The organism is Vibrio sp. M260112 (genome assembly GCF_036533775.1).
GTDB lineage: Bacteria > Pseudomonadota > Gammaproteobacteria > Enterobacterales > Vibrionaceae > Vibrio.
Map to the genome: position 1 here is coordinate 26565 of NZ_JATABH010000012.1, position 14877 is coordinate 41441.

At 46.8% G+C, this 14877-nt stretch carries 13 protein-coding genes and 2 pseudogenes; 9 read left to right on the forward strand and 6 right to left on the reverse strand.

The window, feature by feature from the left end:
* Window positions 1–75 precede the first annotated feature (75 nt).
* From QTN95_RS07795 to QTN95_RS07820, 6 genes are all read left to right on the forward strand, one after another.
* Window positions 76–708, forward strand: a complete 633-nt coding sequence (locus QTN95_RS07795; protein WP_331417046.1) for a DUF2760 domain-containing protein — start codon at window positions 76–78, stop codon at window positions 706–708.
* A complete protein-coding gene (locus QTN95_RS07800; protein ID WP_331417047.1) occupies window positions 708–2636 on the forward strand; it encodes an Hsp70 family protein in 1929 nt (642 codons plus the stop codon). Before QTN95_RS07795 ends, QTN95_RS07800 begins: the two co-directional genes overlap by 1 nt.
* Before the next feature lie 61 nt (window positions 2637–2697).
* A complete protein-coding gene (locus tag QTN95_RS07805) occupies window positions 2698–5520 on the forward strand; it encodes an Hsp70 family protein (RefSeq protein ID WP_331417048.1) in 2823 nt (940 codons plus the stop codon).
* Between the two features lie 426 nt (window positions 5521–5946).
* Entirely contained in the window at window positions 5947–6816 is an 870-nt protein-coding gene (locus QTN95_RS07810) for a DMT family transporter (protein WP_331417049.1), read from the forward strand.
* Window positions 6817–6941: 125 nt separating this feature from the next.
* Window positions 6942–7295 (forward strand): hypothetical protein, encoded by a 354-nt coding sequence (locus QTN95_RS07815; protein WP_331417050.1) that lies wholly within the window; start codon window positions 6942–6944, stop codon window positions 7293–7295.
* 76 nt (window positions 7296–7371) lie between these two features.
* Window positions 7372–7971, forward strand: a complete 600-nt coding sequence (locus QTN95_RS07820) for a thiol:disulfide interchange protein DsbA/DsbL (protein ID WP_331417051.1) — start codon at window positions 7372–7374, stop codon at window positions 7969–7971.
* Between the two features lie 63 nt (window positions 7972–8034).
* Here QTN95_RS07820 and QTN95_RS07825 read toward each other — a convergent pair whose 3' ends face one another.
* Entirely contained in the window at window positions 8035–8214 is a 180-nt protein-coding gene (locus tag QTN95_RS07825) for a hypothetical protein (RefSeq protein WP_138973277.1), read from the reverse strand.
* 118 nt (window positions 8215–8332) lie between these two features.
* Here QTN95_RS07825 and QTN95_RS07830 point away from each other — a divergent pair.
* Window positions 8333–8655: pseudogene (locus QTN95_RS07830) on the forward strand (DNA-3-methyladenine glycosylase I); the annotation flags it as partial.
* Between the two features lie 50 nt (window positions 8656–8705).
* Here QTN95_RS07830 and QTN95_RS07835 read toward each other — a convergent pair.
* Together QTN95_RS07835 and QTN95_RS07840 are read right to left on the reverse strand one after the other, a co-directional pair.
* Window positions 8706–9242, reverse strand: a pseudogene (locus QTN95_RS07835) (GNAT family N-acetyltransferase); the annotation flags it as partial.
* Between the two features lie 54 nt (window positions 9243–9296).
* Complete coding sequence (locus QTN95_RS07840; RefSeq protein ID WP_331417052.1) at window positions 9297–9758, reverse strand: MarR family winged helix-turn-helix transcriptional regulator; 462 nt, start codon at window positions 9756–9758, stop codon at window positions 9297–9299.
* A 110-nt stretch (window positions 9759–9868) separates the two neighbouring features.
* Here QTN95_RS07840 and QTN95_RS07845 point away from each other — a divergent pair, with 110 nt between their 5' ends.
* A complete protein-coding gene (locus tag QTN95_RS07845) occupies window positions 9869–10291 on the forward strand; it encodes an organic hydroperoxide resistance protein (protein WP_138973280.1) in 423 nt (140 codons plus the stop codon).
* A 58-nt stretch (window positions 10292–10349) separates the two neighbouring features.
* Here QTN95_RS07845 and metE read toward each other — a convergent pair whose 3' ends face one another.
* Window positions 10350–12635, reverse strand: a complete 2286-nt coding sequence (gene metE / locus QTN95_RS07850) for a 5-methyltetrahydropteroyltriglutamate--homocysteine S-methyltransferase (protein ID WP_331417053.1) — start codon at window positions 12633–12635, stop codon at window positions 10350–10352.
* A 276-nt stretch (window positions 12636–12911) separates the two neighbouring features.
* Here metE and QTN95_RS07855 point away from each other — a divergent pair, with 276 nt between their 5' ends.
* The gene (locus tag QTN95_RS07855) at window positions 12912–13823 is read left to right on the forward strand and encodes a LysR substrate-binding domain-containing protein (RefSeq protein ID WP_331417054.1); all 912 of its coding nucleotides are present in this window, start codon (window positions 12912–12914) and stop codon (window positions 13821–13823) included.
* A gap of 36 nt (window positions 13824–13859) precedes the next feature.
* Here QTN95_RS07855 and QTN95_RS07860 read toward each other — a convergent pair whose 3' ends face one another.
* Window positions 13860–14060 (reverse strand): DUF4250 domain-containing protein, encoded by a 201-nt coding sequence (locus tag QTN95_RS07860; RefSeq protein ID WP_138973282.1) that lies wholly within the window; start codon window positions 14058–14060, stop codon window positions 13860–13862.
* A gap of 98 nt (window positions 14061–14158) precedes the next feature.
* Window positions 14159–14839, reverse strand: coding sequence for a hypothetical protein (locus tag QTN95_RS07865; protein WP_138973283.1), 681 nt, complete (start codon window positions 14837–14839; stop codon window positions 14159–14161).
* Window positions 14840–14877 lie beyond the last annotated feature (38 nt).

Here is a 14877-nt window from a genome sequence, read left to right on the forward strand (position 1 = left end):
TTCTCGTTCCAAGCTGAGAACCAAAGCAGAGATTGAGCCAATCTCTCCTTTCATTAAATAGTTAAGAGAAATGTCATGACGTTCGATTTACAAATGATCCCTCAAACGTTCGATATGCTTCACGCAGGCCTCGCTGCATCAAGCGTTTTGCTTCTTCTTATTTCGGTGTCTCGCAAATCTAAAGTGATCGAGAAAGTGGTTGAGAAGCCAGTTGAAAAAATCGTCGAAGTCGAAAAACCTGTCGAAAAGATCGTTGAAGTTGAAAAAGTCGTTGAAGTCGAAAAAATCGTCGAGAAAGTCGTCGAAGTAGAATCAAAACTTGCAACCGCTTCAACCGACTCGGCGATGCAACTCCTTGCGCTAATGCAGCAAGAAGCACGATTGATTGATTTCCTCAAAGAAGACCTGACTTCATTCTCAGATGAAGAAGTCGGTGCAGCCGCTCGTGTGATCCACACCGGTGGTCAGAAAGTGCTTAGTGACTACGTCACACTAGAACATATTCGCAATGAAGACGAAGAGACACGAATCACTATTGAACAAGGTTTCAACCCACAACAAGTTCGCCTTACAGGTAACGTAACGGGCAGTGCACCATTCCATGGCACACTCGTTCACAAAGGCTGGAAAGCAAGTTCGATGAATCTGCCAAAGCTGGCTGAGAACTATGACGCAACAGTTATTGCTCCTGCAGAGGTAGAGCTGTAATGGAAACGCAAAACATTGCTCAACAACCGACTCAAGAGCCGCTTGCTAAATTTAGTGTGGGTATCGACTTAGGCACCACTCACTGTGTGCTTTCTTACGTCGATACAACCGATGAAAACGCGCGTGTTGAAGTCATGGCGATTCCACAACTAACCGCACCTGGCACCGTGGAGAATCGGAATCAGTTGGGCTCGTTCCTATACCAGCCTCATGAGCACGAGATGAACCCTGTGTCTCGAGTCCTTCCATGGACATCAGAGCCAACCGCGCTCGTTGGTGCAATTGCGCGAAATCTAGGCTCAAAAACACCGATTCGTTTGATTGCTAGTGCAAAATCTTGGCTGTGTCACGGTGGTGTAAACCGCCGTGACGCTTTCCTACCCGCAGGCAGCCCAGAAGAGGTTGAAAAAGTGTCACCTCTGCGAGCGACTGAGCTCTATTTAGAGCATCTAAAACAAGCGTGGGATTACAGAAATCCGAATCATCTACTTGCCGATCAGGACGTGACCATCACCGTACCGGCATCGTTTGACCCTGCGGCACGTGATTTGACCGCAGAAGCCGCTCGCAACGTGGGTTTTGTCCACCTTACTTTACTTGAAGAGCCTCAGGCAGCGTTGTACAACTGGATTGATAACAGCAATGACAAGTGGCGCGATGAGGTTTCTGTTGGCGATATCGTACTGGTTGTCGATATCGGTGGTGGTACAACCGACCTTTCTTTGGTTGAAGTGACTGAGGATGAAGGCAATCTCACCCTAAATCGTATCGCGGTTGGTGAACATATACTCCTTGGCGGTGACAACATGGATCTCGCCCTCGCCTATCGCTTGAAAATGAAACTAGCTCAAGAAGGGAAAGAACTTCAGCCGTGGCAAGTTCAAGCCATGACACACGCTTGTCGCGACGCGAAAGAGGCCCTTCTCAACGATAGCGAGCTACAGTCGGTTCCTATTGTGGTACCTAGTCGCGGCTCTAAGCTGCTAGGCGCAACTTTAAAAACTGAGCTAACACAGCAGGAAGTTCAACAGACTCTTGTTGATGGATTTTTCCCTAAAGTGGCGGTCACTGAACAACCTGTGCAGCGTAACCGTGGTGCTCTAACTCAGATGGGTCTGCCTTACGCTCAGGATGCAGGCATCACACGCCACATCGCCGCCTTTTTAACTAAACAGGCCAATGCTCAAAACGGCGAGAATCCGGCTCAAGACTTCAATCCTTTTGCCAATATGCCTGGCATGGGTGGCAGTGCTCAACCATCGAGTGATTTTATTAAGCCTACTGCTATCTTGTTTAATGGTGGTGTACTTAAATCTAACTTGCTCGCTCACCGTCTTGAAGAGACCATCAATGAGTGGTTGATTGATGCTGACTGTGAAATGGCAAAACGACTCACTGGCGTTGACCTAGATCTTGCAGTCGCAAGTGGTGCCTCTTACTATGGCGCTGTTCGTCGTGGTCAGGGCGTACGTATCCGCGGTGGTATTGCTTCAAGCTATTATGTGGGGATCGAAAGTGCGATGCCAGCCATTCCTGGTATGGCTCCACCAATGGAAGCATTATGTGTTGCACCATTTGGCATGGAAGAAGGTTCTCAAGTTAATGTACCAAGTCAGGAATTTGGTCTGATCATTGGTCAGCCTGTCAACTTCCAGTTCTTTGGTTCTACGGTTCGCCGTGACGATGAGGCTGGGACACATCTTGACCACTGGGCACCAGAAGAGCTAGACGAGCTACCAGAAATTCAGGTAACACTACCCGTCACCGAAGGTCGCCGTGAAGGCGAAGTCGTGCCGGTTACCCTAGCCTCACGCGTTACTGAGCTCGGCACGCTATACCTAGAAGCTATCGCTGCCGACAATGGCCAAAAATGGCATGTAGAGTTTGACGTGCGCGAAGACGCAAGCTCGAATACACAATCACTATAAAAATTTAAGCGGCACCTTTTGGTGCCGCTTTTCCTTATCTCGTAAACAAGGGTTTTGTTCTATGGCATCGCCTCGTTTTTTAGTCGGTATCGATTTAGGTACAACCAATACGGTTGTCGCATTCTGTGAAATTACTGACGACCTACAACATTCCAACGTGTCCCTGTTCGACATTGACCAGCTTATCGGACCTGGCGAAGTGGTTAGAAAGCCGCTTCTTCCCTCTTTTCGCTACCATCCCGCACAAGGTCAGATATCTCCGCTTGATTTGACATTACCTTGGGACGAGCAGCCCGTTGCTGGCGATATTCCCCATGTCATTATCGGCGAATGGGCTCGTGAACTGGGCGCCAAAGTAGAAGGCCGTCAGGTATCAAGTGCTAAAAGCTGGTTATCACACCAAGCGGTCGATCGCCGCTCTGATATTCTTCCTTGGGCAGGAGCAACAGATGTCGACAAAGTATCGCCGGTCATTGCCAGTGCCAGCTATCTCAACCATATTCGACAAGCATGGAACTACCGTCATCCTAGTAATAAGCTGGAAGACCAAGATGTCGTCGTAACCGTTCCTGCATCATTTGACGAAACCGCGCGTAAGTTGACCCTAGAAGCCGCTCAACTGGCCGGACTGGACAAGATCGTCTTACTCGAAGAGCCTCAAGCCGTTTGCTACGATTGGTATGCACGCCACCAGCACAGTGCTGCCGATGAATTGAAACAACTGCCCTTAATATTGGTGTGTGATGTGGGTGGTGGTACTACCGATTTGAGTTTAATCGAAGCTCGCTTCAACCCCGATGCCAACCATGACGAAGCACTCAATCTCGATCGTATAGGCGTTGGTGAACATCTAATGCTGGGGGGGGATAACCTCGATCTCGCCCTAGCTCACTTAGCAGAACAGCGATTCAGCCAAAGTAAAAAACTCAATGCAGCTAGCTTAACCAAGCTTATTCAGCAAACACGCAAAGCAAAAGAAAACCTGCTTTCTTCTGACGCGCCTGAAGAAGTTAAAATTACTATGTTGGGTAGCGGTTCCAAGCTGCTTGGTGGCACCAAAAGTATTGCACTCAGCAAACAGGAAGTTCACCAAATCGCACTCGATGGTTTCTTCCCTCTCTCCGACTTTAACCACACACCCGATAAGAGACGAAGCGCCGTTGTCGAGTTTGGCCTGCCTTATGTCGCCGATCCTGCTGTTAGTAAGCACATCGCTGAATTCCTAAATCAACACCAGCAAGTTTCCTATGCCGCACTTAACCAGCAAGATGAATCCCAACCGGCTATCCCTGTAGGGCTTCTACTCAACGGGGGCGTGTTCAACAGTGAACTCGTGACTGAACGTGTGACTAGGCTTCTCAACAACTGGCGAGGTTCGGCAGTTACTGTACTCGACAACCCTCATCCTGACTGGTCTGTCGCACTGGGTGCTGTCGCCTTTGGCAAAGCACGCCGTGGCGCTCAGTTAAAGATTGGTGGTGGTGCAGCCCGTTCTTACTTTTTGCATCTGCAAGAAAAGAACAAAATGGGCAAAGCATTATGTCTTTTAGCCAAAGGAACGGAAGAAGGGCATGAAATCCGCTTAAGCGGACGTCGCTTCTCTCTCACTTTGGGTGAGCCTGTTCGTTTCAATCTTCTCACCACGACTCACGATACACTTGCTAACAAGACGGCCATCCAGAACGGTGTTATGGTCGATGTCGATCCTGACCTATTTGCTCCTCTTCCCCCTTACATCTCTACTTTGCAAGGCGAAGGGGTTGAGCTGCAAGCTAACCAAAAAGAGCGTGTTGAAGTGCAATTGGCTTGCCAGTTGACGGAAGTAGGCACACTTAAAATGGAGTGTGTTCATACTGAAGATGACACCAAGCGCTGGGCTGTGGAATTCGAAGTCCGTAATCAAAAAGCCGAACAAGACCAACAGCAAGCACTGCATCCTCGATTGAATGAATGCAAAGAGCTGATTGCTCGTATCTACAGTGGCAATAAAAAAAGCGCTGAATCGAATGAAATTAAGACACTCGCGAAAGATTTAGAGAAAAAACTGGGTAAGCGCGACGATTGGGACTTCACGACGCTGCGTCAGTTGTTTGATTCCTTTGCACTCGGCCGCAAACGTCGACGTCGCTCAGAGCAACACGAGAAAAACTGGCTTCGTCTCGCGGGTTTTGCGATGCGACCTGGCTTTGGCGATGCCACTGACTCTTGGCGGATCGAGCAAGTGTGGGGACTCTACCAGCAAGGTATTCAATTCAAAAACCATCAGGGATGGACTGACTGGTGGGTATTCTGGCGTCGCATCGCTGGTGGATTAAACCAAGAACAGCAGGAAACGATTTTAGCAGACATTGCAAAATACCTTCATCCAGGCGCGATGAAGAACCCTCAATCAGCGAAAGCAGCGCAAGATATGGGCTATGAGTCCATGGTTCGCTTGGCAGCCTCTCTTGAGCATCTTGAGGTCGAAGATAAGGTTTTACTTGCGTCATGGTTTTTAAGCAAGGCCATCAACTTTAACCAGTTTGAACAGGCCCACTGGTGGGCGCTAGGTCGACTCGCATCACGTACTCCCCTTTATGGCAGCCAACACGCCGTCATTTCTCGCGAGCAAGTGGAACAGTGGTTACCTAAATTACTTGAACAAAACTGGCAAAAAGAACCAATGATCGCTTTTGCTGCGGTGATGATTTGCCGCAAGACGGGCGATCGCCTATTCGATATTAGCGACGATGTCCGAGCTCAAGTCGTAGCGAAGCTAAAACAGAGTAAGGTTCACGGCTCATGGCTCCTTCTGGTTGAACAGGTCAAGGCGTTGTCCGACAGTGAATCCAAACGAGTATTCGGTGACGCACTTCCAAGTGGTCTGACACTGGTTCACCACTAACCAGATTGCAGACAGCCTTATGCATGGCTGTCTGCATCAAACATTCCTCTAGCCAGCTACTGAAATTACTCGTAATATCTTCTTTTTACGACGTAAACAGCGCATGAAAAAAGAGAACTTAACCGGCTTACTCACTGCCTCAGTTAGTCTGCTGGCACTTATCTACCTGCTTGCGGGCGATTCTCACTTTCCGATCATTCAATGGCCTTATCAAGCGCTTCAGGGACTAGTCTTCTCCTTTGTATGGGGATTCGGTGTTTCCGCCAGTGTTGGTTACGCTTATTCCATATTGCTCACACTCGGTGTGTGCATCATTTTTTTCGCTATCGGGCATAAGTTGACGCGAGTCCTCACAAGCAGTAGGAAGTAGACGCTTGTTACATTTTAACTAAGGAGAGTAATATCGTTATTCGATCAGCCGCATGGATGCTTGGCACCTTGTTCTCTTTCTGCTTGATGGCCGTTGGTGCTAGAGAGTTAAGTGGGCAACTCGGCACTTTTCAGGTTTTGTTTTTCCGTGGTTTGATAGCCTTAACGATCATATCCATCGTCATCCTAGTCACTCAGCAACAGCACTTAATTTATACCAAGCGACTAAAGCTTCATACAGTACGCAATCTCTTTCACTTCGCAGGTCAATACGGGTGGTTTATTGGTATTGGCTTGCTTCCTCTTGCTCAAGTATTTGCCATTGAATTTACCGTCCCCCTGTGGACAGCGATTATTGCCGCCCTATTTTTAGCAGAGCAACTCACCAAGCGTAAGCTAGTCGCTATGACTTTGGGGTTTGTTGGCGTGCTTTTCATAGTCAAACCAGGATTCGAAATCGTGACTCCCGCAGCCTTAATCGTGCTCGCGTCAGCCGTTTGCTACGCCGTATCTCACTCATCAACAAAATCCCTTGCTCGCACAGAGCACCCACTAACGATATTGTTTTTGATGTGTTTAATTCAGTTGCCAGTGAGTTTCTCACTCGCCGTCCCTGATTGGCAATTTCCCGCAGGCAGTCAATGGCTTTGGCTCGCCAATATTGGGGTGACAGCCCTCTCCGCCCACTACTGTATGACTAAAGCACTTCAATTAGCCGATGTTTCCATCGTAGTGACGATGGATTTTTTGCGTTTACCTGTTATCGCTCTGGTGGGCGTTGTTCTCTATGCAGAAGAATTCCAAATCTCACTTCTGGCTGGCGCATTACTGATGTTAGCGGGCAATCTGATCAACCTATACCAAGCAAAAAGCCCCTCTCATGTACCAAGAGTGTCCCTCAGAGAGCGTTTGCGTAACAGAATTTAACCTATTGAGTAAGTTCCGTATTTTTTGCCGAAATGTTAACTCATCCCCAACCTAGGTCAACGGAGATTTATATTGATGAAAAAATCCGTTAAGCTCCACACCATAAGTTAGTTAGGATCAAATTGTTGTTGGTTAGTCGCTCTATCATGATCGCATTCATCGTTACATTGGCTCTGCTCTTCGGCAGCGCTATCGTGAGCGTGCAAGCTAGCGAACCTAACGCTGAGTCAACATTTTTATCCTTAGACAGCAGTAAAAACCACTACCAGATCCACCCTGTTCAATGCCCTAAACTAGTGAGCTATAGCCAAGCTTCCGGTCATCATTGTTGTGCTTCAATCTGCCTGCTCAAGTTATCAACGACGCAGTCTATTTCTATCGGTGTTCAAGAAATACCGACACTGACCCCTCGCTATCTTGATGATATTGGCAAGGCTATCACACGTTCAAAAACCTTATTTCGTCCTCCTATCACTTAAACCTAGATTCAATTTTCCTGCCTCCCACTGTAAGGCAATCTATCTATTTACTTATTGAATTCATTAGGAATAAGCAATGAAAAAAATAATATTATTCTTCACTACTATGATGTTTTCGCTTGCTGTAAACGCTGCGCAATTTGAACAAGGCACTCACTACAAAGTGTTGGAAGAACCAAAATCATCAACCTCGAAAGTAACCGAGTTCTTTTCCTTCTACTGCCCGCATTGTTACAACTTCGAGCCAGTGATTAATCAGTTGAAAGCGAGCCTTCCCGAGGGCACAAAGCTAGAAAAAGTACACGTTGCCTTCATGGGGAACGACATGGCTGTGCCTATGGCAAAATCATACGCCACCATGGTTGCACTAGACGCTGAGGAAACTATGGTCCCCGCTATGTTTAAACAAATCCATGAACTGAAAGCTCCTCCTAAAGATGAGCAGGCTCTTCGCCAAGTGTTTGTTGACAATGGTATCGATGGTAAAAAATTCGATTCTGCGTATAACAGTTTCGTCGTTAATTCAATGCAACGTGGTTTTGACAAACAGTTCAACAAGAGCACGCTAACTGGCGTGCCAGGGGTTGTGGTCAACAATAAGTATCTCGTTAAAACAGAACAGATCGGCAGCTTCGAAGAATACAGCCAGTTGGTCAACTACCTACTCACACTTTAAACTTGAAAATATACGCGAAAGCCAGAGCGACACTGCTCTGGCTTTTTCACTTTCGACGCCCCGCTAGCAGCGTCCTTTTTTGGCTTGACCTGGCGGACAGAAGGTTGAGTTTGAGTCGGAGCTTGACGATGACTCTTTATTCGAAACCTTAACTTCAACATCGCGATACTCACCTTCGACACGGTTAATTTGGCAACCAGAAACAAAAATACTCACCGCAAGCGTTAACCATAAATTTTTCATTCTTTGAACTCCTATTTTTCGCGCAGACTTTAATGCCTTGTGGCGCTACTATGTCATTGAGCGGTTAACTTGTGTTTTGCTCTGGTCAGAAGCGCAATTATTAAAGGAGACGATCACATTGGCTTTGGAAAAATTTGATGACATTTACCATCGAGCGGCTCAGCGTAAAGGTGGTGAACAGCAGTTGGAATCCTTGCTATCTCGCCCGTTATCTGCCGAGCAACTGCGGAAAATCGGTGATGACTGTTGGTTGTCTGCATTAAGTATGAAGGTGTTTCAGAGTGGCATATCTTGGAAAGTAGTTCGCAATAAATGGCCCAATTTCGAGCAAGCATTCGCCATCACGCTAAAATCAGGTCAATACAGGCCAATGCGCTAATGATTCATGAGGCGGCATTGGAGCATGGTACGTTCGCAAACATGGTCGCTGACTGGCCGAGATCAGTCAGACCATCGCCTACAGTACTGGTGACAATCGAATCAGTTAGTCGCCACTGTTCACGCGTCATTCTATATAGACAATGGCGCTTAAGCTCATGACCAGTCGGCAATTTCGGGTGGTCAAAATCTTGCCCAGTGTTGAGCATGCCTATTTTTTCCATCACTCTTTGCGAAGGAACATTGGTCAAAGCTGTAAATGAATAAACCTGTTCAAGGTTAAGTTGCCTAAACGCATAATCTAACGCCGCACAAGCCGCTTCAGGGGCGTAGCCTTTCCCCCAGTGATGAACATCAAGTCGCCAGCCAATCTCAACCAATGGTGCATTAGGGATCCCACTGTCTTCTGCTTGCTGATGCAAGCCAACGAAGCCGATAAACTCTTGAGTCTGTTTGATCTCCAGCGCCCAAAATCCCCACCCGTTTAGATTGATAAGTTGACGCAAAACGTCTAGCTGCGAATCACTTTGCTCGCTAGTGAGGCGTGAGGGGAAATAGCGCATCACTTGTGGATCTGCATTCAATCGGCGATAGGGTTCTCTATCAGACTCACGCCACTGGCGAAGGATCAGTCGTGATGTTTCTATCATATATTCCTCTTACCTGCTGACTATCTTTATCCTTGCCTAAATCACTGAGGAAGCCTAATCCTCTAGAGTTTTCAGTACCTTTTGACACAGGTTTTTTAGGACGATGAGCTCTTCAAGTTCTAATGGGATTTTGCACTTCATTTCTGCTGGAATCTGTAATGCTTGCTGCTGTAATTTGGCTCCAGAGTCAGTCAGTTTTAGTACTCGTACTCGTTCATCTTGCTCGCTACGTCCACGTATAACAAACCCTTTGCTTTCTAAGCGTTTCAGAAGCGGCGTTAAGGTGCCTGAATCTAGGTGTAATCGACTACCGAGATCCTTAACATTGATACCATCACTCTCCCACAACACCATCATCACCAGGTACTGCGAATAGGTAAGATCTAAGTTCTCAAGCAATGGCCTATAGGTACGGATCACCGCATTGGCGGCGCTATAAAGTGGAAAACAGATTTGATTGTCGAGTAAAAGACTCTGTTCCGCACTGAATGAATTGTTACTTTCGCAATAAGACATGATACACCCAAAAAAATAAATTGCGCACAATATACTTGCATTCAACATAATTTTCGATATAAGATTGCTAACAATTAGATTGCACACAACTTAAATTAAGGATTTTCAGCATGACGACGTTATACCAAACTCAAGCAACAGCATTGGCAGGCCGTAATGGTCAAGTTAAAACAGACGATGGATTACTGGATTTAGAGCTTTCTTACCCTAAAGAGATGGGTGGCTCTGGTCTTGCCACTAATCCAGAACAATTATTCGCAGCCGGGTACTCTGCCTGTTTTTCTAACGCCATTCTTCACGTTGCACGAGAAGCAAAAGTTGCCTTGAAATCCGCCCCAGTGACAGCTCAAGTGGGTATTGGCCCGAACCAACAAGGTGGTTTCGCATTAACGGTAAGTTTAGCGGCAACGTTAGCGCTACCTCAGGAGCAAGCACTTGAGTTAGTGAAAGTGGCTCATCAAGTCTGCCCATATTCAAATGCTGTTCGTGGTAATATTGATGTTGCGGTTACAGTCAATGGCGAAGCGATTTAAACATGTTAAAACAATAATGCCGACCTGAGGTCGGCATTATTAGTTTTTCAGGGTAATTCTATGACTGGTAGGTTTTTCGCAGCTCCTTAGCAGCAAGAACCATGTTCGTGAGTGACGCTTCCGTCTCTTTCCAGTTACGCGTTTTGAGACCGCAATCTGGATTTACCCATAGACGTTGAGCCGGAATTTTCTCAGCGGCCTTGTTAATCAACCCCTCAATCCACTCTTTACTCGGAATGTTAGGCGAGTGAATGTCATACACGCCAGGGCCAATCTCATTCGGGTAGTTAAACTCTTCAAATGCTTTGAGAAGCTCCATATTTGAGCGCGACGTTTCAATAGTGATCACGTCAGCATCCAGCGCTGCGACAGAATCAATGATTTCGTTAAACTCTGAGTAACACATGTGGGTGTGGATCTGAGTCTCTGGTTTGGCACTAGCCGCTGAAATCTTAAACGCATCGACCGCCCATTCAAGATACGCTTTATGGTCACGCTTTTTAAGCGGTAAGCCTTCACGAATTGCAGGTTCATCGATCTGAATAATGTTAATACCCGCCTCCTGTAGGTCAGAAACTTCATCACGCAGCGCAAGTGCCAATTGCTCAGCAATCTGTTTCCGCGAGATGTCCTCACGCGGAAACGTCCAACATAGAATTGTCACTGGCCCCGTTAACATCCCTTTCATCTGTTTCGATGTTAATGATTGTGCATAGGTCGACCATTCAACGGTAATTGGTTTTTCGCGCTCAATATCGGCAACAACAATGGCTGGCTTAACACAACGTGAACCATAGCTTTGTACCCAACCAAATTGGGTGGTCTGGAAACCCGCTAGATTCTCAGCAAAGTACTCAACCATGTCATTACGCTCCGCTTCACCGTGTACCAGTACGTCAAGATCTAGCGCTTCTTGTCGCTTCACTGCATCAGCGATATGACCTTTGAGCGCTTGGTGGTACTCAGGCTCAGACAGTTTCCCCGTTCGATAAGCACTGCGTTGTACTCGAATTTCGCTCGTTTGTGGAAATGAGCCTATTGTGGTCGTAGGGAAAAGCGGCAAACCCAAGACTTCACTCTGATGCGCGGCGCGCTCCACATAGGGTGCACTGCGCTCTGCCAGAGACTTTGTAATCTTGTTGAGGCGGGATTGCACCTGTGGTTTGTTAACGTGCGTTGCGGTCTTACGCGCTTGAATTGGCGCACTGTAAGTATCACACGCTAAGATCGCCTCATGATCACCATCTAAAGCTTTACCCAACAACGCCACTTCCGTCACCTTCTGTTTGGCAAAGGCAAACCAACTAGCGACCTCCTCACTCAGGTTTGACTCTAGTTCTAAGTCAACAGGGCTGTGTAACAGTGAGCACGACGTTGCCACCCAAAGTCTCTCTCCGAGCGTCTCTTTCACTGGTTGCAATAACGCAAGCTGTGTACTGAGATCGGCACGCCATACATTACGACCGTTGACCACACCCGCAGATAAAATCCAGTTTTGTGGTAGATTTTTTGCCACAACATCTAGCTGTTCTGGAGCCGCAGATAAATCGATATGTAAGCCGTCCACTTGCAGTTCAACAATCTTATCAAGCGTATCAACGACCGAATCAAAATAGGTAGTAAGCAACACTTTAACGTCACTACGAATCACCTGATAGGCAAGTTTGAACGAGTCTTGCCATGCTTTATCCAGTTCAAGAGCTAAGATTGGCTCATCTATCTGTACCCACTCAACACCTTGCTTTGCAAGTTTTGCCAAGATAGCTTGATAAGCCGTTAACAGGCGAGGAAGCAGTGACAAACGGTCAAAGCCTTCGTCCACTTCTTTGCCTAAGTACAAGTAGCTTAATGGGCCAAGCAGCACAGGTTTAACGTTGTGACCCGCTTTAATCGCTTCATTAACTTCTTCAAACAGCTGGGGCCAGCTTACTTCAAAACTGTCATCCTTGCTGAACTCAGGTACGATGTAGTGGTAGTTAGTGTTGAACCATTTAGTCATATCTGACGCCGCATGACCACTACATCCGCAACTTGCCTGAGATTGACCTCGTCCGACCTTAAAAAGCGTATCAAGATCAGGGAATCCATCTCGATGACGCTTAGGTACATGACCAAGGAGCAAAGTGGTCGTCAGAACGTGGTCATACCAAGCAAAATCCCCTGCTGATACAAAATCCAACCCCGCCTCTGCTTGTGTCGCCCAGTTATTATGACGCAGTGTTGAACCCACTTGTTTCAGTTCAGCCTGATCAATTTCTCCGCGCCAGTATTTTTCGAGCGCGAATTTCAGTTCGCGTTTTTCACCAATTCGCGGGTAGCCAAGAATGTGTGTCGTTGTTGTCATGTCGTGATTCCTTTTGATTCTGTTTCTAGCGTCTGTTTGTGCATTTACAACATCATTAAGATGTCTGGATGGCTAAACTATCTCGCCAAATCTTCACGACAACAATCTCCAAATATTCAACATGTTTATTAGATTTCTTCATAGTGGCGTTTGGCTTAGCTCAATGGGCTCATAGAGATTGGAATTCTATTTTTAGCCATCTAGATGTTTACACACCCAAAAAAACAAGCTAGGTTAATATAATTCATGCGAATGACATCTATCTGAAGGGAATTCATGGTCGAGCTAAAACACCTCCGTACGCTAACAACACTGCGAGACACTGGTTCGCTGACCGCGACAGCCACGACTCTCCATTTAACTCAGTCCGCACTGTCTCATCAGATAAAAGATCTTGAAGCGAGGATTGGGGGTCAACTCTTTCTGCGTAAAACGCGTCCAGTTAAGTTCACCTCCGAAGGCGAGATTTTTTTAAAGCTCGCCGATGAGGTGTTACCTCGCGTTGCCAAAGCTGAGAATGAGATTGCCAGTCTCAAAGAGGACGTAAATGGTCGGCTACACATGGCGATTGAGTGTCACTCTTGCTTTCAGTGGCTGATGCCTGCGCTCAAGGAGTATCAACTTGCTTGGCCAAGCGTGACGCTCGATTTTTCGTCAGGATTTGGCTTCGAACCATTACCTGCGCTACTTGCAGGCGAGTTGGATTTGGTGATTACCTCCGACATTCAGCCAAGATCCGAAGTCCATTACGAGCCTCTATTTGACTTCGAAATGCGATTGGTGACATCGATTTCCCATCCCCTGGCACAAAAACCTGCCATTGAGCCACAGGATTTAGCCGATCAGACAATGCTCTCTTATCCGGTTCAGAAGAATCGATTGGATGTCGTTAAACACTTTTTGCAACCCGCCAACATAGAACCAGCAAAATGGAAGCAGGCTGACAATACTCTGATGCTGATCCAGATGGTCTCTGCTGGTCTTGGGGTTGCCGCATTGCCTAACTGGGCCATCAGTGAATTTTCGAGACAGGGACTGATTGCCAGCATCCCACTGGGGAATGGTTTATGGAGACGGCTATTCGCCGCCATACGCCATTCAGATAGGGACAAGCGTTACCTACAGGCATTTTTTAATACTGCCCGTCTACAATCTCAAAGCCATTTAGACGGTATAAAAACGGTTTAGCGGAAACAAAAAAGGAGGCATACACCTCCTTTATCGTTATCTTTGGTACGCTTTAAACTGGTTCGTCAATGGGTCATAGTTGTAACCTAGCATATCCAGTTTACCTATCACCGCTTCGACATCCATTTCATACATGCTGACTAACTCTTCAAAAGAGTCACATTCCAAGCGCAGCTTTTCGTTGACAATACCTAGTAGAATTATGCTGTCAAAGCTGCCGGCATTACTAAGATCCATCACCCTCTCCTTTTGCACACTCGCCTTCTAAGCCTAGACCTAAACGGAGGAAATTGAAGTGATTCAGCTCTAATCTTTGTAGAAGCAGGCTAACAAACTTACAGCATTAACAGTGCTTGGTTTGAGGTCGCTGAAAGGAGTAAAAATGCCAGTGCCATCGCCAGTTGCAGTTTATTTATCTCTTTTGAGGTCAACATGTGCCAACACCAAATGACCACCGCGGTAATAAGTAGTGCCAAACCAACCAGTAACGGCTGAGTAATGTTGGTTAATGCCTCAGCAGACAAACCAGAAGCTTTGAGCAGTATGGCTAAACTCATCAGCATTGCCGCAACAACACCTGTCACAGGCAATATTCTATGAAACGCCTGTAAGCGAGTACGAGCAATGGTCAGCAGCAGATGAGCCAAGATTGCCCCTAAAAGGAAAACTTGGATCAGAACACTCAGGCTGGCAGCGAGAGAACTTTGCGTCGTCACTTCTATACCGACATAGGCTAACGCCAAGCCATTGGCAAGGTACATCACCCAAAGCGGACCTTGATCGCGGGTTTTCTTGGTTTGAACTTGGGTATAAAAGTAAGCAATTGCGAACACAACCATCATGGCTTCAATACGCAATGAAGAGACCGCAAGCCAAAGAATCGCCAAGGTTGGAAGCATTTTATGAATACGACCTCTTTGACCTGGACAGATATCGCCTTTAACTAAGATCAGAGTGAGAATAAGCTGCGCCCCTAACAACATAGGCGCGAAAACGGCAAGAAGTTGCTGAACCATAGTGAAATTAAATTAAGTGAGTATTTGGTTGCGGATAA